The 23,590-nt window shown below is 68.7% G+C and carries 19 protein-coding genes, 1 tRNA gene and 1 pseudogene; 8 read left to right on the forward strand and 13 right to left on the reverse strand.

All coding sequences use genetic code 11. The features are described from left to right. The first annotated feature begins 137 nt into the window (after positions 1-137). Positions 138-770 (forward strand): GNAT family N-acetyltransferase, encoded by a 633-nt coding sequence (locus M1E25_RS25900; RefSeq protein ID WP_372500663.1) that lies wholly within the window; start codon positions 138-140, stop codon positions 768-770. Here the strand turns inward: M1E25_RS25900 and M1E25_RS11865 are convergent. Next, entirely contained in the window at positions 709-3,027 is a 2,319-nt protein-coding gene (locus M1E25_RS11865) for a hypothetical protein (protein WP_251413864.1), read from the reverse strand. The two genes, M1E25_RS25900 and M1E25_RS11865, sit on opposite strands and share 62 nt — an antisense overlap. A 375-nt stretch (positions 3,028-3,402) precedes the next feature. On the opposite strand from M1E25_RS11865, the pseudogene M1E25_RS11870 reads away from it, so the two are divergent. Continuing rightward, a pseudogene (locus M1E25_RS11870) lies at positions 3,403-4,269 on the forward strand (tyrosine-type recombinase/integrase); the annotation flags it as partial. 105 nt (positions 4,270-4,374) lie between these two features. Here the strand turns inward: M1E25_RS11870 and M1E25_RS11875 are convergent. Continuing rightward, a tRNA-Val gene (locus tag M1E25_RS11875) sits at positions 4,375-4,446 on the reverse strand. Between the two features lie 416 nt (positions 4,447-4,862). On the opposite strand from M1E25_RS11875, the gene M1E25_RS11880 reads away from it, so the two are divergent. The 3 genes from M1E25_RS11880 (at position 4,863) to M1E25_RS11890 (ending at position 7,237) form a co-directional block, all read left to right on the forward strand. Beyond that, entirely contained in the window at positions 4,863-6,167 is a 1,305-nt protein-coding gene (locus M1E25_RS11880) for a hypothetical protein (protein WP_251414006.1), read from the forward strand. A 148-nt stretch (positions 6,168-6,315) separates the two neighbouring features. Further along, positions 6,316-6,957: a DUF4383 domain-containing protein gene (locus M1E25_RS11885; protein WP_251413867.1), complete on the forward strand. Its 642-nt coding sequence runs from the start codon at positions 6,316-6,318 to the stop codon at positions 6,955-6,957. Between the two features lie 64 nt (positions 6,958-7,021). After that, entirely contained in the window at positions 7,022-7,237 is a 216-nt protein-coding gene (locus M1E25_RS11890; protein WP_251413870.1) for an FmdB family zinc ribbon protein, read from the forward strand. A gap of 101 nt (positions 7,238-7,338) precedes the next feature. Here the strand turns inward: M1E25_RS11890 and M1E25_RS11895 are convergent, their stop codons facing one another. From M1E25_RS11895 to M1E25_RS11910, 4 genes are all read right to left on the reverse strand, one after another. Then, the gene (locus tag M1E25_RS11895; protein WP_251413872.1) at positions 7,339-8,025 is read right to left on the reverse strand and encodes an O-methyltransferase; all 687 of its coding nucleotides are present in this window, start codon (positions 8,023-8,025) and stop codon (positions 7,339-7,341) included. 15 nt (positions 8,026-8,040) lie between these two features. Continuing rightward, the gene (locus M1E25_RS11900) at positions 8,041-8,895 is read right to left on the reverse strand and encodes an HAD family hydrolase (RefSeq protein WP_251413873.1); all 855 of its coding nucleotides are present in this window, start codon (positions 8,893-8,895) and stop codon (positions 8,041-8,043) included. Continuing rightward, positions 8,892-11,390 (reverse strand): phosphoribosyltransferase, encoded by a 2,499-nt coding sequence (locus M1E25_RS11905; RefSeq protein WP_251413875.1) that lies wholly within the window; start codon positions 11,388-11,390, stop codon positions 8,892-8,894. The genes M1E25_RS11900 and M1E25_RS11905 overlap by 4 nt, the downstream gene beginning before the upstream one ends. A 134-nt stretch (positions 11,391-11,524) precedes the next feature. Continuing rightward, positions 11,525-12,721, reverse strand: a complete 1,197-nt coding sequence (locus M1E25_RS11910) for an HpcH/HpaI aldolase/citrate lyase family protein (RefSeq protein ID WP_251413877.1) — start codon at positions 12,719-12,721, stop codon at positions 11,525-11,527. 215 nt (positions 12,722-12,936) lie between these two features. Between M1E25_RS11910 and M1E25_RS11915 the strand changes: the two genes are divergently transcribed. Then, positions 12,937-13,800 carry a TerD family protein gene (locus M1E25_RS11915; RefSeq protein ID WP_251413879.1) on the forward strand — a complete coding sequence of 288 codons (864 nt, stop codon included), beginning with the start codon at positions 12,937-12,939 and terminating at the stop codon, positions 13,798-13,800. A 43-nt stretch (positions 13,801-13,843) separates the two neighbouring features. Here M1E25_RS11915 and M1E25_RS11920 read toward each other — a convergent pair whose 3' ends face one another. The 6 genes from M1E25_RS11920 to M1E25_RS11945 form a co-directional block, all read right to left on the reverse strand. Then, positions 13,844-14,584 carry a TerD family protein gene (locus M1E25_RS11920; protein ID WP_251413881.1) on the reverse strand — a complete coding sequence of 247 codons (741 nt, stop codon included), beginning with the start codon at positions 14,582-14,584 and terminating at the stop codon, positions 13,844-13,846. Between the two features lie 126 nt (positions 14,585-14,710). Beyond that, entirely contained in the window at positions 14,711-15,841 is a 1,131-nt protein-coding gene (locus M1E25_RS11925) for a DUF475 domain-containing protein (protein ID WP_251413883.1), read from the reverse strand. Between the two features lie 48 nt (positions 15,842-15,889). After that, entirely contained in the window at positions 15,890-16,465 is a 576-nt protein-coding gene (locus tag M1E25_RS11930) for a TerD family protein (RefSeq protein WP_251413887.1), read from the reverse strand. 127 nt (positions 16,466-16,592) lie between these two features. Further along, positions 16,593-17,168, reverse strand: coding sequence for a TerD family protein (locus tag M1E25_RS11935; protein ID WP_251413889.1), 576 nt, complete (start codon positions 17,166-17,168; stop codon positions 16,593-16,595). Positions 17,169-17,289: 121 nt separating this feature from the next. Next, positions 17,290-17,748: a peroxiredoxin gene (locus M1E25_RS11940; protein WP_251413891.1), complete on the reverse strand. Its 459-nt coding sequence runs from the start codon at positions 17,746-17,748 to the stop codon at positions 17,290-17,292. Between the two features lie 179 nt (positions 17,749-17,927). Continuing rightward, positions 17,928-18,368: a DUF3052 domain-containing protein gene (locus tag M1E25_RS11945; protein WP_251413893.1), complete on the reverse strand. Its 441-nt coding sequence runs from the start codon at positions 18,366-18,368 to the stop codon at positions 17,928-17,930. Between the two features lie 500 nt (positions 18,369-18,868). Between M1E25_RS11945 and aceE the strand changes: the two genes are divergently transcribed. Beyond that, positions 18,869-21,601 (forward strand): pyruvate dehydrogenase (acetyl-transferring), homodimeric type, encoded by a 2,733-nt coding sequence (gene aceE, locus M1E25_RS11950; RefSeq protein ID WP_251413895.1) that lies wholly within the window; start codon positions 18,869-18,871, stop codon positions 21,599-21,601. A gap of 70 nt (positions 21,602-21,671) precedes the next feature. Here aceE and M1E25_RS11955 read toward each other — a convergent pair whose 3' ends face one another. Next, positions 21,672-22,046: a peptidase inhibitor family I36 protein gene (locus tag M1E25_RS11955; protein WP_251413897.1), complete on the reverse strand. Its 375-nt coding sequence runs from the start codon at positions 22,044-22,046 to the stop codon at positions 21,672-21,674. Between the two features lie 292 nt (positions 22,047-22,338). On the opposite strand from M1E25_RS11955, the gene M1E25_RS11960 reads away from it, so the two are divergent. Further along, positions 22,339-23,574 (forward strand): alpha/beta hydrolase, encoded by a 1,236-nt coding sequence (locus tag M1E25_RS11960; protein ID WP_251413899.1) that lies wholly within the window; start codon positions 22,339-22,341, stop codon positions 23,572-23,574. The last annotated feature ends 16 nt before the right edge of the window (positions 23,575-23,590 follow it).

The raw sequence follows: 23,590 nt of genomic DNA on the forward strand, positions 1-23,590 counted from the left end.
CTATCCGTGCAGCAGACCCAGCGTCTGCGTGGACGGCTGCATGTCGGCTGGAGGAATATGACCCTATGAGTAAGTGGATGATCACGTCGGGTCACGTCAATGACGACGGCATCGGAGAGGCGATCTGGGACTACGCCATGGAGGTCAGCAAACGCGTCTGGGGGCGCCCAGCCACAGAGGCAGAGATCAGGAAGGCATTGGAGCAAGACCCGCATGACGACCTCGAGTCGCCACGTGGCGCCTTCCTCATCGCCCGTGCCGAAGACGACGAGGTCCTCGGCTACGTAGGTGTGCGACTTTTGGCCGATCTCCACGCGACCGCCGAGGTGAAGCGCATGTATGTCCGCCCATCAGGGCGCGGGATGGGGCTCGGTAGGGGCCTGTTGCTGGCCGCCGAGGCAGCCGCCCGTGAACTCGGTGCGCAACGTGTTGTCCTTGAGACCAACACGCAACTTACAGAGGCGCGGCGCATGTATGAGGCTCATGGGTACCGGGAGACCGAGCCCTACAACGACCACCGCGCCGCCGAACACTGGTACGCGAAGACTCTGAATCGAGCACCACTTATAGGAGCGAGGTGGGGTCGCATCCTGCGTGAACTGCGGTTCTATGGCCCTTGGGGAACGAGGCCCCGGTGGTGCCCCCCAGTCCCCGTGGTTCCCTCCACGATCTGGCACGATTGTGGCACGCCGCGAATGTTCGATCGTGCTACCCCGCCTGGGCCGCTTCGTCTGTCGGATGCATCAACTCGCTCCTTCGATCGGCAGTAGCCCTATACCGTGGCCAATCCTGCCACAGCTCATTGTAAGTCGAGTGGGTTCCTACAGAAAACCTAAGCACTTCAGTGGATTTGCTCACTTTGGCGACGGGAATAATGAATTGCTCTTTGAGCAGCCCCGGCATACCGGTATTTCCGATGCTGGATGGGCGATGGATGACATGTTCTCGACTGCGGTAGTCGCTGAATGAGTAAGATGACCTGCCGGAGGCGTCCCGATGATGGCCGACGGGTCGAAAGAGTACTGGACATAGACCGGACCCCTCGGCGATCTCCAGAAACTTGCCAACCGACTCCAGAAAGCGATTTAGCTCATCCTTACTCGGAAAGTCATCGCGAGAATGCTGCAGCTTGTTGCGAATGCTTGAAACTTGGCCACCCTCAAGCACTCTGGTCATCTCTGAAAGCAATTCGATGATCTCCTGCTGCGCTTCCTTGGAGAGACTCAAGAAGGGCAGGGTGTGAGTGAAGGCGAAAGGTGTAAGATCTGCATGCGTCGCATAGGATGGCATTTCTGACTCTGGTCGCAGATACTGATCCGCATGTGCAAGTACATTGGCGAGGTAGGCGCGCAAGCGTGAGAATCCAGAGATCAAGGGGAAAAGAGTATTGCGCCCTTGAGAATCATAGATGACCGCCTCGACTGTCGCCGTGGGGCGTGCTTGTGCGCTATTAAGCACCTTGGCCATTTGTTCTCTGGCATCTGCATGATAATAGGTGAACCTAGATTGAGCCGACCAGTGATCGAAAGTCAGCGCCCATGCGGTAAAGGACAAAGTTGCGTCGAGGGCGCTTTCGATGGATGAAAAGAGGGGTGAGGATTCCCGTTTAATTTCGTACCTCTCCGACTCGCTATATGCTGTGATGGCTCCAACAGCTTGAGAAAACGCATCTCGGTTCCTGCGCAGAGGACCAAAAGCGTCCTCGGCATCCTTAAGACTGAATCCAAGTTTCCAGAGAAGAATGTTAACAAGCTCTGCGTCTTCCAAACGTTCTAGCTCCATCGTCCTCGGCACTCCGCACCTATCGGCCGCTGCAGAGAATGAGGTGGGCCCTACTAGTACCAGGTTGCTCAACACATCCGCAGGATCGGCATTTCGCACATAGCGGTCCAATTTCTCTTCCACCGATTCTCCATCAATCCTCCTGAGCCTCCATCCCAGCTCACTTCGGCATGACGGGTCGGAAAGATCGTAGATGGAGACGATCAGTCGACGAAGGCGGACCACGGCCAAAGACCTGTCCTCCGGCATGGTTCGGACGCCATAGCGCGAACACTCTGCCGACAAGTTGTAGAATCCTGTCGATATATCAAGAATCTTGGGGCGCCTGATTTCATGCGCGGGGATCTTGATCTGCTTGGTGTGGACTGCTTCATCGATGCAGGTGGTGAGCTGCTTGCTCTTCATCAGTATAAGGGCTTGAATTTTTCCTGCCTTATCCAACCCTTCTATAAACGCTTGCGGGTCCCCCACGTTAATCGAATTCTCACGCAATGCTAAACGCAGCGGGGCACCTTTCCCTTTCAGGGCGATTGTGATGATCGCGTCTAGCTCTTCGCTGGAGAAGCACTCGCCAAGGAGGGGAATCTCTCCCAGGCACCTTTGATCTCCGTAGTAGTCACAGATTTCATTGTCGATATCGGTGAAGAACTCGGGAAATGCCGACGGGGGTTCCCATTCCTTTTCCAGTATTTCACGCAGCTTGGCGCGGGTCTTATGGATTTGGCTATCCGTCGTCGCCAGGTACGTGCGATGTACCGTTCTGCAGGTCCGCTTCTCGCAGTGGTAGAGGGGGATTTCGACGATTGGAATGAGGGCTCGCATTTCCTGGCTGAATATAATCCCCAGTGGTCCTGTGGTCACGTCCGCTGATTGCCACACGCCCCGAGGCGTCCCCTCCAATAGTTCGGCAGTCTGAAGCTCGTCCACCGATACAGGGTCATGCTGGAATACTTCAAACGCCTTGTCGTAGAGCTCCCTTCCCCAGATGAATGGGTGGAGAATTTTGCCCGCTTCGATTTCTTCGTTGAGCGCAGAGATTAGCTCTGTAAGATCTGTTTTATTGTGATCGACGAGAAGTTCGTGATGCGAAAATTTCAGAAAACATGCTAGGCGCACTTCGGGCCACTTGAAATTCCGAATCCGCATGAGGCGTTTGCAGAGTTCCTCCCCGGAATCCGTAAGCGCTATGGACTCGATCAACTTGGATGGCACCCGGTATCGGCTTGGCAAGATCGAGTGCGCCATGAATTCCTGGACTGCTACGAGCCTTAGTAGCCTCTTTCGCTCATCTACGCTCGGATACATTTCCTTGAGGTCACGGCTCGTGTATGGCATGTAGCAGCCCCTTTCGACAGGCAATCAGGCTAGCTCCATGTCGAGGAGAATGTGGGCGGTTCGGGCGAATCGGCCGTTAGCGTGCTGGTGGCTTCGTCGCGGAGGTCGGCGGAGCGGCTTTGGGCGGGAGCTGCCATGGGGCGAGAGATCGGGGGCTCGTAAGCTCGCTCGCGACTCGGGCAGCTCCTCGCCTGCCCGCAAAGCCCGAAGTGAGCTCCCGATCTTCGAGGCTCGCCCCATGGTGGCTGCCTAAAGCTGCGGAGCCGACCGGTACCACCGCCGGCCACGCGCGAGCGGAACGACAGCGCCCTGCGACTCCACATCCTGCCAACCTTCCGGAGAACAGCCGTCACCGACATCTCCACTGCTCAGGTCCGGCGCTGGCGAGCATCTCTGCTGGACAGCGGTGTCGGTGAACCGACCGTCGTGAAGGCGTACCAAATCCTGCGGGCCATCCTGAACACGGCGGTGGACGACGGATTGATCCAGCGGAACCCGTGCCGGATCAAGGGTGCGGGCACCACCAAGACTGCGGAGCGACCGTTCCTCGACATCGGCGAGGTCTTCGCCCTGGCCGACGCCGTGCCCGGTCGCTATCGCGTGCTGATCCTTCTGGCAGCGTTCACCGGGCTGCGGTTCGGCGAGCTTGCAGCCCTCCAGCGATGTGACGTCGACCTGGAGCGTCGGACGGTTGCGGTGCGGCGCTCTCAGGCCGAGACCCGTTCGACGGGGCTCCTGGTCAAGACTCCGAAGAGCGCGGCGGGCATCCGCACGGTGTCCTTCCCTTCCTCGCTCACCAACGAGCTGGCTGCCCATATCGCGGAGTTCGCCGAGCCTGGCCGGACCGGGCTCGTGTTCGTGGGTCCGCGCGGTGGCAGCCTGCGCCGGAACAACTTCCGACGGCTCTGGACCAAGGCCGTGAAGGCAACGGGCCTGGGAGACGTGCACTTCCACGACCTCCGCCACACCGGCAATACCCTGGCCGCGACCGGTGGCGCGACGACCCGTGAGCTGATGCAGCGCATGGGCCACTCGTCGGTCCGGGCCGCGCTGATCTATCAGCACCTCGTCAACGGACGTGACCGAGCCATCGCGGACCACGTCGACGAACAGATCCGCCGGGCTCAGGGTGAGGAGCCTTCTGGCACGTAACTGGCACGCCGCCCGTTCCGAGTGTTCGAGGACGGGGAACGATCAAGGCCCAGGGATCCGGATTCGCACCGGTTCACCTGGGCCTTCGCCGTGAGGGGCATCGGGTGGGCACAGCTGGGTTCGAACCAGCGACATCTGCTTTGTAAGAGCAGCGCTCTACCGCTGAGCTATGCGCCCTGGGATGAGGTGACAGACTACATTGCACCCCTCCCGCGCCCGCAATCCGCGCGGAGGCCCCCAATCCGGCCCCGCTGGCCCCCGGCCACCCTGTGCGGCCCCGCAGGAGCCGCCTCCGCGGAGCCCTCACGGCCGAGGCGGTCGGCCCGCGCCCTGCCGACCCCCGGCCACCCCGCCCGCGAACCATCCGGCCCCCTTGTTCGTCAGTAACGGGTGGGAGAATGGCACCGGCCAGGGGCGGACACGGCACGGGAGAGTCAGTGACGGGGACGACACACGCACAGCCGCACGCACAGGGACCACGGCGCCGTCACTCCGGGACGTCCCGCGCGTCCGGCACGTCCCACCCGCCCCACACGTCATCCGGATCCCGGACACCCGGCACGTCCCGCACCCCCCGCTCCCCCGCGGCCGATGTGCTCGCCCTGCTGCTCCTCCCCCTCCCCCTGCTGGCCGCCGCCCTCCCGGCCGCGTTCGCCGGCGGCGGCACCCGTCGCTGGTGGGGCCGCGGCGAGAACCACCGGGCCGAGGCGCAGGCGGCCAAGGACGCCGCCGCGGCGGCCTTCTACGACCTCGACACCGCCCAGCGCGACCTGCGCATCTCCATCGAGACCATCGCTGCGGTGGACAACTCGCCCCGGGGCCGGCGGGCCGCCGAGGACTTCCGGTCCCTCGGCAGCCGCATCGACGAGGCCAGCCACCGCTACATCGCCGCCATCGACGCCCACGACCTGGACCGCGACGATCTCGACGCCGCCGCCGCGTCCCGCGCCCACCACGACCTCACCCAGGCCAGGCAGGATCTGGAGAACGTCCGCAAGGACCTCGACCGGTTCGCCGACGGCCTCGCTCCCCTTCTCCAGCAGGCCGAGACCCAGCTCGCCCGGCTCGCGCCGTCCGTCGAGCGGGCTCGCCAGGCCCTGCTCGCCGCGACCGGTGCGCTCGACTCGGTCCGTGCGGCCGGCCTGCGCGCGGACGACCTCGCCACCCGTCTGGCGGCCCTCTCCCCCGAGCTGACCCGGCTCAACCAGGGCGCGGGGCAGCACGGCGTCCAGGACACGATCCGCCGCGCCGACAACGTTCTGCGCAAGGCCGAAGCCCTCCGCGCCGAGGCCGAACAGCTGCCCGCCAGGGCCGCCGAGATCGACCGCCGGCTGGTCTCCCTGCGCACTCGCGCCCAGGCCATCACCACGCGGGCCCAGGGTGTCGAACCCGTCCTGAGCGAACTGCGCCGCCGCTACAGCGCCAAGTGCTGGCAGGACCTCCAGCCCGTTCCGCAGCAGGCGGCACAGCACGTCGGGCAGGCGGAGCAGAAACTCAAGGAGGCGCAGCGGGCCCGCGACGAGCAGCGCTGGGCCGACGCCACCTCGCTGCTCAGCACCGTCCGTGCCCTGCTGAACACGACGGACGAAGCGGTGTCCGCGGCCGGTGACCGGCTGCGCCGGCTGGATGCGGTGGCGTTCGACCCCTCCAAGGAGGTCGACCGCACGCGCTTCGCGATCCGCGACGCCCAGCGGCTGGCGATGGCCGGCCGCAACACCCCCGACCCCCGGCACGCCCGCCCTCTGGACGATGCGGTGGCCCGTCTGGAGCGGACGGTCGCCGGACTCGAGGGGCGGCACCCCGACTACTGGCACTTCCTGACCGAGACGGAGGAGATCCGCGCGACGGTGGCCCGGGTCGTGGCGGAGATCCGCGAAGCACGCGGCGGAACCGGCTGAGCCGCAGGCATCCGGCTGCGCCGGTCATCCGCGGGGGTGGCGGCGCGAAGGGCCGAATGGCGGAGCCCCCGGCCCCGGCGGATCCTGGAAGGTGCAGTCGGCCGGGTGCGCAGCAGCCGCGCCGTCCCGCGTGCGCAAGGAGGCCGGAATGGCGACGGGCCAGGCCCTCAAGGGCGGCAAGGACATCGGCAAAGGCCCCGGCGGCCGGTTCCCGGAACGCCTGGCGAAGCACCCTCGTCTCGACGAACACCTGCCCGTCGACCACCGGCTCAGCCAGGTCTACCGCGTCGGCGCCGGCCTGATGGGGCTGGTGCTCGTGGTCTTCGGCATCCTGGGCCTGATCGACGAGGTCGGGTGGTTCGACACCGGGAACGACACGGTGGCGGGCCTCAACACGAACGGCGCGCTCAGCGTGCTGTCGATCGTCGTGGGCGGGCTGCTGTTCTTCGGCATGCTGATCGGCGGCAACTTCGCGTCGATGCTCAACGCGGTGCTTGGCGTCGCCTTCATCCTGAGCGGCTTCGTGAACCTGGCCCTGCTGGAAACGGACTACAACTTCCTGGCGTTCCGGATCCCGAACGTCCTGTTCAGTTTCGTGGTCGGGCTGATGCTCATGACGTTCGGCATGTACGGGAGGGTCAGCGGAGGCCTGTCCCACGACAATCCGTACTGGCGTTCCCGTCATCCGCAGCAGGTCGAACGGGAGCATGCCGCGCAGGAGGCAGTGGCCCGCAAGAAGCGGGCCGCGCTCGCCCACCGGTCGTCCGGGCAGCGCCGCGAAGTGCTCTGAACGCCCTGCCGGAACGGCCCCGGAGCCCCCGGGCCCGACGATGAGCGGCAGCTACTCTGTTTCCATGCCCCGATACGAATACCGCTGCCGGTCCTGCGGGACCACGTTCGAGCTGAACCGGCCCATGGCCGAGTCCTCCGCTCCCGCGTCCTGCCCCGAGGGCCACGACGACACGGTCAAGCTGCTGTCGGCCGTGGCGGTCGGCGGCAGTGTCTCGGCGCCCTCCCCGGCCCCGGGCGGCGGTGGCGGAGGCTGCTGCGGTGGCGGCTGCTGCAGCTGACGCGTCCCGCCCCGTCCTCGGACATCGACCGGCGCAGGGACGGAGGCCGGGCGCTCCGCCCGGGCCGGAGACGGCCCACCGCCCCGCCCCGGCAGGTCAGGTCAGCGCTTGCGCGCCAGGGTGAGCCCGTCCGCGACCGTGAGCATCACCGACTCCATCCGGCCGTCCGCCATCACGTGGTCGTTGAACGCCCTGATCGCGGCTGCCGGCCCGGTCGCGTCCGGGTCACCGACCTCGCCGTGGAAGAGGACGTTGTCGACCGCGATCAACCCACCGGGCCGCATCCGCGGCACCAATTCCTCCCAGTACGCGATGTAGCCCTCCTTGTCGGCGTCCAGGAAGGCGAGGTCCACGTCGGCCGTGGACGGCAGGGCACGCAGGGTCTCCACGGCGGGTGCGATGCGCAGGTCGATCCGGTCGGCGACTCCCGCCTCGGCCCAGGCCTCGCGGGCGTACGCGGTGTACTCCTCGGAGACGTCGCACGTGATCAGGGTGCCGTCGGCCGGCAGCGCCCGGGCCATCGAGAGTGACGACAGTCCGGTGAAGGTGCCGACCTCGACGACCTTGCGCGCTCCGACGAGCCGCACCAGGAACGCGAGCAGCGGCCCCTGCTCCTCGGCGACCTGCATGCCCGCCCGGTCCGCCAGTTGTGCGTGCGTCACCTCGACGAGGTCGCGCTGCACGGCGTCGAGCGGCGGGTTGTGCGCCAGCAGGTAGTCGTACAGCTCCGGCGTGACCGGCGTGCTCTTGCTGTGGTGCTCGGTGTGCCTGCTCGTTGCGTCAGCCATGACTGCCATCCTCGCTCAGGCTCCGGCCGCACGCAGGAGGAAGCGGACGATCTCCTCCCCGGCCTCGGCGCCACGCCGGCCGAGCGCGGTGACGTGCGGTGCCTGCCAGCCCGTGTCGGCGAGTTCGCCGTGCCCGGGACGGCATCCGGCGTCGGCCGCGAGCAGCAGGTCCGCGTCGAGCAGGGAGTCGCCGGCGGCGAGCGTCCGGCCGGCGCCGGTGCGGCGGGCCACCTCTGCCACGGCGGCGCTCTTGGTGAGGACCTTCGGCACCGCGTAGACCTTGCGGCCCTGGAGGGAGACCGTCCAACCGCGCGGGCCGGCCCAGGCAGCCAGCTCGTCGACCCAGCCGTCCGGGACCCGCGCCCGGTCGACGACGAGGTAGGCGAAGAGGTCCTCGGCCGTGCGTTCCTTGAGCAGCCACGCCGGATCGGCCGTGCGGGACAGGTGCGCCCGGACCTCGGCGAGGGGCGCGCAGCCGGCCGCGAGCGTCCGGCGGACGTGCTGCTGCCAGTCCGGGTCGGACTTCCCGTCGACGAGGATGTGGCCGCCGTTCGCGCAGACGGCGAACTCCGGCCGGGGGCCGGGCAGATGGATCCGCGCGTACTGCTCCCGGGTGCGCGTCGTGGTGGGAACGAAAACGGTGGTGCGGGCGAGTTCGGCGAGCAGCACGGCAGCCGTCTCGGTCAGATACGACAGCGGTTTGCCCTGGTACACCTCGACGCACAGCAGCCGGGGGGCGAGGTCGTCGGGCATGTCGAGGCCAAGCGCGGCAGCCGAGTAGATCAGGGTGCGGTCGAGGTCGCTGGCGACCAGGACGGTGCTCCCGGCGCCCCCGGTGTTCGGCGTGTCCGCGGTCGTGCGGGCGTTCATCGGACGTTCACCGCCGTGCCGTCGGGGCCGGTCGCACCGCGCGTGTAGCGGGGGTGGATCAGGCCCACGCAGGCGTACGGCAGGTGGTCCGTCTCCTCCACCGGTACGCCCCGCTGATCGGCCAGCAGACGGATGTGGTCGAGGTCCGGCCCGGCGCCGCGCCGGACCAGGATCCGCCACGGGACGCGCCGCAGCAGCACCCTCGTGGTCTCGCCGACGCCGGGTTTGACGAGGTTGACGTCGCCGATGCCGTACTCCTCGCTGATGCGTTCCACGGCGGCCCACCCCTCCCAGGTGGGGGTGCGGTCGGCGGAGAGGAGTTCCTTCACGTCGACCGCGACGTCCTGCGTGACGTCGTCGAACCGGGCGGCGATGGTGTCGACGAAGTCCCGGGAGACGTCCGTGGCCGCCAGGTCGCGGTAGAACTTGGCACCGTGGAAGTCGTCCGGTCCGACCAGGTCGGCGCGCAGCACGGTTCGTGAAATCAGCCCGGAAACCGTGGAGTTGAGGCATGCGGACGGGATGAGGAAGTCCTCGCGGGTGCCGTGGGTGCGGACGCAGCCGCCCGGGTCGGCGAGCACCGCGATCTCGGGGTCGAAGCCGGGGTGGGCGGCGAGGGCGTCGGCGAGTTCGCGGGTGATGGCGCCCTTGCCGGTCCAGCCGTCCACGAAGACGACGTCCGCCGGGTCGTGGTGGGCGGCGAGCCAGCGCATCGCGTTGGCGTCAATGCCCCGGCCGCGCACGATCGACACCGCGTAGTGCGGCAGGTCCAGGTCGTGGCGGTGCTGTGCCCAGCGGCGCATCAGGACGCCGACGGGGGTGCCGGCGCGGGCGAGGGAGACGAGGACGGGCGTCGATCCGGGGCGCCGGGCGCGGCGTTCGGCGAGGACGGTCTCGGTGACGGTGCCGACCGCGCGGGCGATGCGTCCGGCCGAGGTGTCGAGCGCGGCGCGGAACAGTTGCTGGTAGCGGGCGTCGGGCTGGAACTCGACGGGCAGCGACTCGGCGTAGTGCGCTCCGCCGTGCTGGATGGCCTCCTCGCGCTCCTCGGTGGGCGCCTCCAGCCGGACGTCGGAGAGGTCCTGGAGCAGCCACCCGACGTCGTCGGGCTCGTAGGACGAGAAGGCGGGGCCGCGCAGGGGTCCGGCCCCTCGGGGCGCGGGGACGTACGTGGGGACGACGGCCAGCAGCACCCGGTCGGTGTTGGCGGCCAGCTGGTCCAACAGCCCTCCCGAGGCGTGCAGTTCGGGGGTGTCGGCGGTGGTGTCGGCTACGAACACCACCGCGTCGAAGCGGCGGCCGGGGTCGGAGCCGGGGGCGACGTTGTAGGCGTAGCGGGTTCCCGGGCCGTCTGCGGGGTCGTCGTGGGCGGGGAAGGCGATCCGGGTGCGGATGGCGTAACCGGGGTCGTCCACGGCGAGGACGGGTGAGCGGGTGGTGGTCGAGAAGCGGACCTCGGCAGCGGTGGCCGCGTCGAGGGCGCCGGCCAGCCGCAGCGGCGCGTACATCAGTTCCTCGAAGCCGAGGACGAGCACCCGCCGGGCGTCGCCGAGTTCTGCGCCGATCCGGGCCGCCATGCCCGGGAGCGCGGCTTCGAGGCGGCCCCGGTGGGCGGGGGTCCAGCCGTGGCGGCCGCCGTCGGGCAGTCCCCGGGGCCAGCCGAGGTCGATGCGGCGGACCGTGACGGGCGCGTCGGAAGCACCGGGCACGGCCGCCGCGGACACGGACGCACGGGAGCCGGCTCCGGGGGCCCAGGCCGGGGCAGCGCCTGCGGGATGCGCGGGGCTCTCGTGCCGGGCGACGAGTTCCGTGCCGCGGGCCAGGACGTCCTCGGGCAGTCGCAGCGTTCCGTTCGCCGCCGCGACGAGGTCCACGCGGGCGCCCAGCGCGCGGGCGAACGCGTCCAGCCGCTCACGGTCGTCCGCCGAGCGCATGTCGACCAGGGCGACGATCACGTAGTGGGCCCGCGGCTTGCGGCGGTGCAGGGACTCGATGGTGTTGAGGACGGTGTTGCCGGTGGAGAACTCGTCGTCGACGAGCACGAGCGGCCCGTCGCCGAGCAGCACTTCCGGGTCCTCGGGCAGCAGGAGGTGCGAGGTGGCGTGGCTGTGGGATTCCTCGAAGCCGCCGTGCGGGGTGAGCCCGGGCACCGGCCTCCTGGTCGAGTGCAGGCAGGGGGCGAGCTCCAGGCCGTCGGCGACGCTGTGTCCGAGTCCGGTCGCGGTCTCGGCGTAGCCGAGGACGACGGCGGACGTTGCCGTCTCGTCCCCGAGCAGGGCGCGCACCCGCCGTCCGAGCGCGACGCCCGCCCCGTGCACGAGGTCCGGGCGCTGCGGCACATGCTTGCCGAGCACGTTGGAGACCAGGAGGTGGGCGCGCTTGGGGTTGCGGCGCAGGGCCAGGCCCAGCAGGCCGGACAGCTCGGGGTCCCCGTCGAGGGCGATGCCGAGCCGGTCGGTGACCCATTGGCCGGACCAGGTGTGCTGTTGCGCCATGACGGGCCCGTCTTCCTTCGTTCGTGGCGCCCGGCCGTGGGGCCCGGCGGTGTGCGGTGCGGTGTGCGGCGGGCGGTGTCCCTCCGGGCCTTCAGCGGAGCGGGACGGCGTTCCCCTCGGCGAGAGCCCCCCGGTCATGCGAGCCCTGCCGCGACGAGCAGTTCGACGAAGCTCACGTCCTCCCGCGCGACGCCGAAGGCCTCGGCCCGCAGCAGGGTGCGCTCGGCCCAGGCCCGGTGCGGCTTCACCTCGTTCATCTTGTTCGTATAGGCGGAGCGCAGCACTCCGCCGCCGCACCGGTCGAGCCGCAGGATGTCGGCGGCGTCGCTGTACTCCTCGTGGCTGACGACGGAGAGGGCGTGTACGGGCGCGACGTGCGTGGGATGTATGCAGGTCTTGCCCATCAGCCCGTTGGCGCGGTCGAGTTCGATCTCGCGGAGCAGCCCGTCGATGTCGTGCTCGATGAGCGCGGCGCGCAGTTCCTCCGCTCGCCCGGTGAAGGGGCTGTTGCGCAGCTGCGGCTTGAACATCCGTTCCTGGAGCCGGAAGTACTCCCACACGGGGCCGGTGACGGTGAACCCGGTGCCGTCTGCGCGTCCCAGGGTGTTGACGACGTCGCCGATGACGGAGGCGACGAGCTGGACGTCGTAGGCGGTCATGTCCGGGGCACGCCGCAGGCCGTACGCGGAGCAGAAGTCGGTGACGCCGAGGCGCAGGGCGAGGACGCGGTCGCGGTACTTGGTGACGGCCCGCCGGATGCCGTCGAGGGTTCCGGCGCGGGTTTCGAGGTGCAGGAGTTCCGGCGACTCGAGCACCGGCATGGCGTAGAGCCGGTGACCGTCGCGGGCCGTGCCCTTCGTCACGGCCTCCGCCTCGGCCTCGGTGAGCGCCTCGAGGAACGGAATGCCGCGTTCCTCGGTGAACTTGGGCAGGACGAAGCCGGACAGCAGCCGTACCGACGCGCCGAGCCGGCGGACGAGGGCGGGTATCTGGCCGGGTTCGCGGACCCGGACGAACAGCAGCGGAAGGTCCTGACCGGCGCGGGCCTCGACGGTGTCGAGTGCGGCGAACTGGCCGACCAGGTTCTCCTCGGCGGCGGTCACGTCGGCGTCACCGATGGAGTCCTCGAGGCAGAGGACCATGGACACGACCCCGCGCGCCGCCTGCTTGACCACGTCCTCGGCGAGCTGGGGACGGGTCGCCGGACTGTAGAGCGTGGCGCCGAGGGCGACGGCGAGCAGCCGGGCCGGGGAGTCGGTGCCGAACTCGACCGGTTGCCGGTGGAACAGGCGTTGCCTGGTTCCTGGGGGCACGTGCCCGAAGTGACGCATACGCTCCCCCGCGCTGGTGATGGTGCAACGAAACAATCCGGCCGATAATCGTACGTCCGAGGGGGGAGCGATCGTTCCCGAGCGCCATGAACATCCCGCAACCCGTACGTGTCCGTCCGGATCGGCCCTGCTCCGCCGTATCGAAGGGGCCCGGCAACAGCCGCTTCGGCGCCCCGCGTTGTGATGCCCGGACCCGGGAGGGCAGGATTGCCGCCATGACGCACGCGATGCTGAAGGGCTCGAACATCCCGCTGGACACCACGGCGGTCCGCGCGGTGCTGCGCTGGACGCCCGGCCCCGACCTGCCGGACGTGGACGCTTCGGCGCTGCTGCTGGGCCCCGACGGCAGGGTGCGCTCGGACGAGGACTTCGTCTTCTACAACCAGCCGCGCCACCCCTCGGGCCTGGTCCGGCACGTGGCGAAGGAGGAGTCCGACGAACTCGTCACCGACGGCGTCGAGGCGGACCTGGGCGGTCTGGACGCTTCGGTCGACCGGGTCGTGGTGTCGGCGTCCTGCGACGGCGGGACGTTCGCCCGGGTGCGCGATCTGACCCTGCTCCTCCACGACGCGGCGGAGCCGGCAGGAGCCCCTCTTGCCCGGTTCGAGGTGCAGCCGGAGACGGGCGAGGAGACCGCGCTGATCTGCGGCGAGCTGTACCGGCGTGGCGATGCCTGGAAATTCCGTGCGCTGGGCCAGGGGTACGAGACCGGGCTCGTCGGGCTGGCGACCGCGTTCGGGATCTCCGTCGAGGACGGCGAGGCTTCGGACGGGGACGCCCACGGAACGGACGGGAGCGGGACCGCCGCGCCGTCGGCTCCGGAGCCCGAGGAGTGGCCGCTGCCGGAGCCGCAGCCGGGCGCGGACGCCACCGTCCAGCAGGGCGTGCCGGCATCAGCCGGCGCAGCCGACGGCCCGACCCAGGTGGACGTCCCCCGGCAGCAGACCGACGGGTACGGCTACCCGCCGATGCCGCCGTCCCCTCCGGGCCCGGCCCCCGCCTACGGCTACCCCCAGTACACGCAGGCGGATCCGGTGTTCACGCTGCCACCGCAGGGGCCGCAGTTCCAGAACCGCTGAGTCCCCAGTCGCTGAGCGGAGGGGCCGACGGGAACGGCCTCTGTCAGGCCTTGGTCTTGTAGCCGCGGCCCCACTGCAGGCCCCAGCCGTAGAGCCGGTCGAGTTCGGCCTGGAAGCCGTACACGTACTTCACCTCGCGGCGGACGGTCAGCTCGCCCTTGACCTTTTCGATGAGTACGACGGCGCAGGAGCGGGCCTGCGGTGCCCGTTCGTCGAGGCCGATCTCGATCCGCGGGCCGTTGCTCGGGTAGAGCGTGACCACCGCGTGCGTGCGCTCGAACGCGGGCGTGCCGTCGTAGATGTAGACGAAGACCAGTAAGCGCTTGATCTCCTCGTGGTGGTCGAGGTTGACGTAGATGGTCTCCCCGGAGGGCGCGCCGAACCGGTCGTCACCGCTGAGCTTCACGTACGGCGGCTCGTTGATGTCGCCGAAGAAGTTGCCGAGCGGCTGCACAACGCCCTTGGTGCCGTCCTCGAGTTCGTAGAGGCAGGCGAGATCCAGGTCGATCTTGACCACTGCCGGCCCCTGGGCCTGCACGATCTCGGGCGTGAACAGGGTCCACGGGCGGCGCAGCAGGGCGCGGCCCCGGCGGGAGGGCCGGTCCGTGAATTCGGTCGTGCGCATCCGCCAGGAGAGGTTGATGCGCAGGTTTCCGGTGGCTGCGCCCTGTTTGACGAGCGACACCGTGGGGTGGCGTTTCGTCAGCTCGATTGCGTTCGAGGCGGCGCTCCCGGTGTCGAATCCCGGTCGGCCGTTCTGTCGCCATTTGTCCCAGATCGGCACTCTGCCCCCAGTGGTCTCGCGTGTTCCCGGACCCCGCCGAAACGGGCGGGGCGGCCACGAGGCCGGGACTCGCGTCCGTCCGCCTCGTGGCCGCCCCGCTGAGAGCGTTCCTCAATTGGGCCGCCGTCACACGCCGGAGGCGACCTCGGTCGTCTCGCCGGGCTTCTCCGCGGTCAGCGCCTTGTTGCGGCGCACGGAGGACCAGAACGACCAGCCGATGAGCGCGACACCGATCAGGCCGGTGACGATCTCGTTGACCTGGTACTCGATGGTGACGATCAACAGCACCGCGAGGGCGCCGATGGCGTAGTGCGCGCCGTGCTCGAGGTAGACGTAGTCGTCGAGCGTGCCCTGGCGCACCAGGTACACCGTCAGCGACCGCACGTACATGGCGCCGATGCCGAGGCCGAGCGCCATCCAGAAGATGTGGTTCGTGATCGCGAAGGCGCCGATGACGCCGTCGAAGGAGAAGGACGCGTCCAGCACCTCGAGGTACATGAACATGAAGAACGCAGCCTTGCCTGCCAGCCCCACCATGGTGGGCTCCTTGCCGGCCTCGCGCGCCGCCTCCTCTTCCTCGTGCTCGCGCTCCTCCTCTTCCTCGAGCTTGTTCTCGAAGTGGCTGGAGAGCCCACCGACGATGAGGTAGGTGATCAGACCCGCCACCCCGGAGAGCAGCACGGTGGCCGACTTGTCGGCGTACCCGGCGTGCTGGTGGGCGTGGGTGGCCACGGTCATGGCCGCCAGCAGCAGCGTGATCAGGGCCAGGCAGACGGAGAGCATGTCGACCTTGCCGAGCTTGGCCAGCGGCCGCTCGATCCAGCGGAGCCACTTGATGTCCCGGTCCTCGAAGATGAAGTCGAGGAAAATCATCAGCAGGAACATGCCACCGAACGCGGCGATGGCGGGGTGCGCGTCGGTGACCAGTTGCTCGTACCGGTTCGGGTCGTCCATCGCGAGCTGGACGGCCTCGATCGGATTGACCTTGGCGCTGATCGCGACGATCGCGACCGGGAAGACCAGGCGCATACCGAAGACCGCGATCAGGATGCCGACGGTGAGGAAGATCTTCTGCCAGAAGGCGTTCATCTTCTTCAGCACACCGGCGTTGACCACGGCGTTGTCGAAGGACAGGGAGATCTCGAGGACGGAGAGGATGAGGACGACCCCGAAGGCTTCCCAGCCCCACCCCCATGCGGCTGCGGCCAGGCCGATCGCCGTGACGGCGAACGACCAGCCGAAGGTTTTCAGAACCACTGGATACCCAATCGTGTGTCGGGGTCCTCCGCGCACGCCGGCGCGGCTTTACGAAACGTTGACCCCGAAGTCTAGAGCGATGCCCCGCAGCCCGGACGCGTACCCCTGTCCCACCGCCCTGAACTTCCATTCGCCGCCGTACCGGTAGACCTCCCCGAAGATCATCGCGGTTTCCGAGGAGGCGTCCTCGGACAGGTCGTACCGGGCGAGCTCGGCCTGGTCGGCCTGGTTGACGACACGGATGAACGCATTGCTCACCTGGCCGAAAGTCTGTCCGCGGGCGTCCGCCTCGTGGATCGAGACCGGGAAGACGATCTTGTCGACGGACTCCGGGACCCGCGAGAGGTCCACCAGGATCGCCTCGTCGTCGCCCTCGCCCTCTCCGGTGAGGTTGTCGCCGGTGTGCTCGACGGAGCCCTCGGGGCTGGTGAGGTTGTTGTAGAAGACGAAGTACTCGTCGCCGAGCACCCGCCCCGACCGGCACAGCAGGGCGCTGGCGTCGAGGTCGAACGGGGCGCCCGTGGTGGAGCGCGCATCCCAGCCCAGCCCGACGAGCACCTGTGTGAGGTTCGGCGCGACCTTGGAAAGGGAGACGTTGCCCCCCTTGGCGAGCGTTACGCCCATTTTCTGCTTCCTCCCCGAAGTGATGTGCCCATGCCGTGGCCCCGGGTCGGGGTCGCCTTACGGCCCGAGCATCCGCGGCGCCGCAGCCCGGTGGGGTTGCGGCGCCGGAAGCGGAAGAACGGCCTGGTCAGACGTTGACGCCGAAGTCCTGCGCGATGCCCCGCAGCCCGGAGGCATAGCCCTGGCCGATGGCCCGGAACTTCCACTCCGTTCCGTTGCGGTAGAGCTCGCCGAAGACCATGGCGGTCTCCGTCGAGGCGTCCTCCGAGAGGTCGTAACGCGCCAGCTCGACGTTGTCGGCCTGGTTCACCACGCGGATGAACGCGTTGCGGACCTGGCCGAAGCTCTGCTGACGGGTCTCGGCCTCATAGATCGAGACCGGGAAGACGATCCTGTCGACGTCCCCGGGGACGCCCGCCAGGTTGACCTTGACCTGCTCGTCGTCCCCCTCACCCTCACCGGTGAGGTTGTCGCCGGTGTGCTCGACGGACCCGTCCGGGCTTTTGAGGTTGTTGAAGAACACGAAGTTCTGGTCGTTGCCGACCCGGCCCTCGGCGTTCAGCAGCAGGGCGCTGGCGTCGAGGTCGAAGTCGGTGCCGGTCGTGGTGCGCGCATCCCATCCGAGACCGACGATGACGGCGGTCAGGTTGGGCGCGGCCTTCGACAGCGAGACGTTGCCGCCCTTGCTGAGGCTGACTCCCACGAGTCCTCCCATGATTTCCAGGGGTACGGGGAACGCGCCCCCGTCGTGCGATGGCATCGGATCAACGAACCGATCCTAGTGAGCGGTTCCCCGGACCGGCCGTTGTTTACCCCCGGACGCCTCAGAGGGTGTCGAGCGCCTTGGCGTAGTCGTTGAGGTCACGGGCGTCCGGCAGCCCGTTGACGACCGTCCACCGGACGACGCCCTCCTTGTCGATGATGAAGGTCCCGCGCACAGCACAGCCCTTGTCCTCGTCGAAGACGCCGTAGGCGCGCGACGTCTCGCCGTGCGGCCAGAAGTCGGACAGCAGCGGGTACTCCAGGCCCTCCTGCTCGGCGAAGACGCGCAGCGAGAAGGGCGAGTCGTTGGAGACGGCGAGGAGCTGCACCTCGTCGTTCTGGAACTTCGGCAGCTCGTCGCGCAGCGCGCACAGCTCACCGGTGCAGACGCCGGTGAAGGCGAAGGGGTAGAAGAGCAGGACGACGTTCTTCTCGCCGCGGAAGTCGGAGAGCCTGACCTGCTCGCCGTGCTGGTTCTTCAGCTCGAAGTCCGGAGCCTTGGTGCCGACCTCGATCGCCATGAGTCGCATCCCTCTCTCGAGAAAGTGCGGGTGCCCGGACCCGGTACCTGACCGTCCCGGCCGCCCGCGGGTTCCGGGCAGTCTTTCACTGCGGAACCCTCTGAACGCACTCCGCCCCCCGGCGGACGGATCCGGCGGGGGGCGGACGGCGCGCCTCCGGGGCGCGGGAGGGCTACCGGCTACCGCTTGCCCGAGCGGGCGGCCTTCGGAGTGACCAGTCGGCTGCCGGTCCAGTCCTTGCCCGCGTTGATGCTGCTGGTCTGCGCCAGACCGGCGGTCTGGGCGGCCTCGCCGATGTCGCTCGGCTCGACGTAGCCGTCCCGGCCCGTCTTCGGCGTCATCAGCCAGACCGGGGAACCGGCGTCGATCATGGTGGTGGCGTCCACCAGCGCGTCCGTCAGGTCACCGTCGTCCTCGCGGAACCACAGCACCACGGCGTCGGCGACGTCGTCGTAGTCCTCGTCGACGAGCTCCGTGCCGGTGAGCTCCTCGATGGCGTCACGCAGCTCCTGCTCGGTGTCGTCGTCGTAACCGAGCTCCTGGACCACCTGTCCGGGCTGGAAACCCAGCCTGGCGGCAGGGTTGGTCCGCTCCTCCGCGTGGTCCGCGGTCGCGCTCACGGATTGCCTCCTGTCATTTTTCGAGATCGGGTGCGGCTCCGCGCGTGCGCGAGCCGTTGGCCGTAGTCCACACGGGCCGGGCGGATCGCGCAAGTACCCCACAGCGGATCCCGCCCAAAGGTATGGGGGCACCCCCATACCCTCTTATGCGGAGCATACGGAGTTTTGGACGGGTCTTACCGCATCCATCGGCCGGGCACGGGCCCCTCGGGTGATTCACCCCACAGCGATCCGCCGGGATTGCACGGCTCCGTTCCCACACTGGGCCGATCGGGGAGGACGGGGGCGAACGGGGCCGCGCGGGATCCGCGGACCATGGGCGTAAGGTTGCAATTTGGCCGACTACCTGCCGATGACCGCCTTGGGCATTACGCCCGGGAACATGATGGTTACCACCCAGTAGAGATGACGTTTCCGCCCCTGGAGGTACACGATGGGAGGCGGCGCGACAGCAGAGCGGCGCAAGACAGCCGAGCAGTAACGAACAGCGAAGGAACAGCGTGGCTTCCGGATCCGATCGCAACCCGATCATCATTGGCGGCCTTCCCAGCCAGGTCCCGGACTTCGATCCCGAAGAGACCCAGGAATGGCTCGACTCGCTCGACGCAGCCGTCGATGAGCGAGGCCGGGAACGTGCCCGCTACCTGATGCTCCGCCTGATCGAGCGGGCGCGCGCGAAGCGCGTCGCCGTGCCCGAGATGCGCAGCACGGACTACATCAACACCATCGCGACCAGGGACGAGCCGTTCTTCCCCGGCAACGAGGACATCGAGCGGAAGATCCTCAACGCGACCCGCTGGAACGCGGCGGTCATGGTGTCCCGTGCGCAGCGCCCCGGCATCGGCGTCGGTGGCCACATCGCCACCTTCGCCTCCTCGGCATCCCTCTACGACGTGGGCTTCAACCACTTCTTCCGGGGCAAGGACGGCGGCGACGGCGGCGACCAGATCTTCTTCCAGGGACACGCCTCCCCCGGCATCTATGCCCGCGCGTTCCTGCTGGACCGCCTCTCCGAGACGCAGCTCGACGGCTTCCGTCAGGAGCACTCGGCGGCCCCGAACGGGCTGTCCAGCTACCCGCACCCGCGGTCGATGCCGGACTTCTGGGAGTTCCCCACCGTTTCGATGGGCCTTGGCCCCCTCGGCGCGATCTACCAGGCGCGGATGAACCGCTACATGGAGGCGCGCGGCATCGCCGACACCTCCAAGTCGCACGTCTGGGCGTTCCTCGGCGACGGCGAGATGGACGAGCCGGAGTCGCTCGGCCAGCTGTCCATCGCCGCCCGTGAGGGCCTGGACAACCTGACCTTCGTCGTCAACTGCAACCTCCAGCGGCTCGACGGCCCGGTCCGCGGCAACGGCAAGATCATGCAGGAGCTGGAGTCGCAGTTCCGCGGCGCCGGCTGGAACGTCATCAAGCTGGTCTGGGACCGCAGCTGGGACCCGCTGCTCGCGCAGGACCGCGACGGCGTGCTGGTCAACAAGCTCAACACCACGCCCGACGGCCAGTTCCAGACCTACGCCACCGAGACCGGCGCGTACATCCGCGAGCACTTCTTCGGCTCCGACCAGCGGCTGCGCAAGATGGTCGAGAACATGACCGACGACCAGATCCTGCACCTGGGGCGCGGCGGCCACGACCACAAGAAGATCTTCGCGGCCTACGCGGCGGCCAAGGCCCACAAGGGCCAGCCGACAGTCATCCTCGCGCAGACGGTCAAGGGCTGGACCCTCGGCCCGAACTTCGAGGGCCGCAACGCCACGCACCAGATGAAGAAGCTGACGGTGGACGACCTGAAGCGCTTCCGCGACCGGCTGCACCTGCCGATCCCGGACAAGGACCTGGAGTCCGGCCTCCCGCCGTACTACCACCCGGGTCGGGACTCGGACGAGATCCAGTACATGCACGACCAGCGCAAGGGCTTGGACGGCTACGTACCGACCCGTGTGGTGCGCGCCAAACCGCTGCCGCAGCCGGACGACAAGACGTACGCGGCCGCCAAGAAGGGCTCCGGCCAGCAGTCGATCGCGACCACGATGGCCTTCGTGCGGGTCCTCAAGGACCTCATGCGGGACAAGGAGATCGGCAAGCGGTTCGTGCTGATCGCACCGGACGAGTACCGCACGTTCGGCATGGACGCGTTCTTCCCGTCGGCGAAGATCTACAACCCGCTGGGCCAGCAGTACGAGTCCGTGGACCGTGAGCTGCTGCTGTCCTACAAGGAGTCGCCGACCGGCCAGATGCTGCACGACGGCATCTCGGAGGCGGGCTGCACGGCGTCGCTGATCGCGGCGGGCTCGGCGTACGCCACGCACGGCGAGCCGATGATCCCGGTGTACGTCTTCTACTCGATGTTCGGGTTCCAGCGCACCGGCGACCAGTTCTGGCAGATGGCCGACCAGCTGGCGCGCGGCTTCGTGCTCGGCGCCACGGCCGGCCGTACGACGCTGACGGGCGAGGGCCTGCAGCACGCGGACGGCCACTCGCAGTTGCTCGCCTCGACGAACCCGGCGGTCGTCTCCTACGACCCGGCGTTCGGCTACGAGATCGCGTACATCGTGAAGGACGGCCTGCGCCGGATGTACGGCGAGAAGAGCGAGGACGTCTTCTACTACCTCACCGTCTACAACGAGCCGATCCAGCACCCGGCCGAGCCGGAGAACGTGGACGTCGAGGGCATTCTCAAGGGCCTCTACCGCTTCAAGGCGGGCGAGAAGGGGTCCAAGCCGGCGCAGATCATGGCGTCCGGCGTCGCGATGCCGTGGGCGGTCGAGGCCCAGCAGATCCTGGCGGACGAGTGGGACGTCAAGGCGGACGTCTGGTCGGCGACCTCCTGGAACGAGCTGCGCAAGGACGCCGTGGACGCGGAGGAGTTCAACCTCCTGCACCCGGAGGAGGACCAGCGCGTCCCCTACGTGACGACCAAGCTCCAGGGCGCCGAGGGCCCGTTCGTCGCCGTGTCCGACTGGATGCGCGCGGTGCCGGACCAGATCGCGCGCTGGGTCCCGGGCACGTACCAGTCGCTCGGCGCCGACGGATTCGGTTTCGCCGACACCCGTGGTGCGGCCCGCCGCTTCTTCCACATCGACGCGCAGTCGATCGTCCTGGCGGTGCTCACCGAGCTCGCCAAGGACGGCAAGGTCGACCGCTCCGTGCTGAAGCAGGCCATCGACCGCTACCAGCTGCTCGACGTGGCCGCGGCCGACCCCGGCGCGGCCGGTGGCGACGCCTGACACCCGCCCTCGCGGCACGGTACGGATCCGGGGCCCCCGGCCCGCTTCGGCGGACCGGGGCCCCGGCCGTTCAGTGCTCCCAGAACTTCACGGCGCGAACCTGATAGGCGGTGCGGGGAACCCAGGTGCCGTCCCCCGGGTAGGTGTCGAACTCGCCGGTCTCACCGCACTCGGGGTCCTGGTAGACGGTGACGGGCCGGCCCGTCCGGTTGGCGAACGCGTTGCCCGCCGAGCCCCGGGGGAGTGCCACGCACTCCTGGGTGCCGGTGCGGTGGAGTTCATGAATGCGCGGCGAACCCCGGAACTCCGGCTCCGGCCACAGACAGAGCTGCCCGGCGGCGCAGTCGCCGAGCCGCTGTGCCGCTCCGGCCGGTCCGGCCCCCGCAAGGACGACGGCTGCGGCCGATGCTGCCAGTGAAGCCGCGAAGGTCCGATACCTGGACATGTGCACATCACTCCCCCGTGAAGCATCGTTGCGGAGCCAAGCCTGCGGGTCGCCCGCCCGGTCTGCGCGAATTCGGCGCCGGGCCCACCCGGACGGGGGACTGCCAACGGACCACCGCTGACGAATCGGGCCGTTTTCCCCGCTTTGGGCCCGCCAATCCACCCTCGGCGGCCAACAGCGGGTGAACGAAACCGTGCGCTGCGCAAACCCCAGGTCAGGGCACCTTCAGGGAAACGTGAGAACGCTCACCGAATTCTTCCGGGCCGGGTTCCGTCTTCTAAGGTGTTCCGAAGTGTCTTCTTTCCCGGAGCTCGGCTCCCTCTCGGCTGGACCATGGTTCGGCGGCTCCTCCGCCCGGCGGGCGGTGCTCGCGCTGGCCGTGGTGTTCGTCCTGCTCGCGACCAGTGGCTGGACCGCGATCCGGCAGGAAGCGGCCCACCCCGGCCCCCGTGCCGCAGCCGTGCAGACCTGGATCCACAGCTCGATCGACGGCCGTAAGCTGCCGAAGCCCGAGGCCGGCCAGAAGAAGATCAAGCAGTTCTTCGCTTCGCTGACCGGTACCCAGCGGACGTCGCTAGCCGACCGCCATCCGCTCGTCGTCGGCAACCTCGCCGGTGCCCCGACCGAGCTGCGGTACCGGGCCAACCACACGGCGATGCAGCAGGCCCGCGCGGTGGACGAGCGCCGGGCGGCCGACGAGCGCATCACGGAACTCGGCCGCGAACAGGCCCGCACTCGCGTCGAACGCCTCGACTCCCTGCTGCGCGACGGCCGGCAGATCCTCGCCTTCGACCCGACCGGCGGCGGCCGTGTCGCGGAGGTCCTCGGCGACCTCGACCGGGCCCAGCGGGTGTCGACGGTCGTACCCGGCGTCGACACCGACCTGGCCCACTTCGAGCGTCCCGACCGGCCGCACACCGCGCCGGCCGGCATGGCCCGCTCGCTCTACCAGCAGGAACGAGCCGAGAAACCCGGCGTCCGCACGGCCGTCGTGGCCTGGGCCGACTACACCGCCCCCGAGGGCGTCGGCATGGACGCGGCGACCGGCCGGATGGCGGAGGACGGTGCGGTACGTCTGAACGCGTTCGTCCGCTCCCTGCCCGGCTCCTCGCAGGTCGCCCTGTTCTGCCACAGTTACGGCTCGGTGGTCTGCGGCGTCGCAGCCGACGACCTGCCGGCGCGGGCCTCCGACATCGCCGTGGCCGGCAGCCCGGGCATGCGGGCGCAGAGCGCCCGGGAACTCGGCAGCAACGCCCGGATCTGGGCGACCCGGGACCCCGGCGACTGGATCCGGGACGTGCCCAACCTCGAGATCGGCGGGCTCGGCCACGGTGCCGACCCGGTCTCCGCCGGATTCGGCGCGCGGGTCATGTCCGCCAACGGCGCCCACGGGCACGGCGACTACTTCGCCCCCGGCACCTCGAGCCTGAAGAACTTCGCGAGGATCGGCGTCGGATCCCAGGACTCGGTGCGCTGCATGACCGGAGGCGCCTGCAACGACGGGCTCGGACAGACCGTCCGGGCCTGACGTCAGCCTCCGTCCG

Origin of the sequence: Streptomyces meridianus, from assembly GCF_023703325.1 — a bacterium.
Taxonomy (GTDB): domain Bacteria; phylum Actinomycetota; class Actinomycetes; order Streptomycetales; family Streptomycetaceae; genus Streptomyces; species Streptomyces meridianus.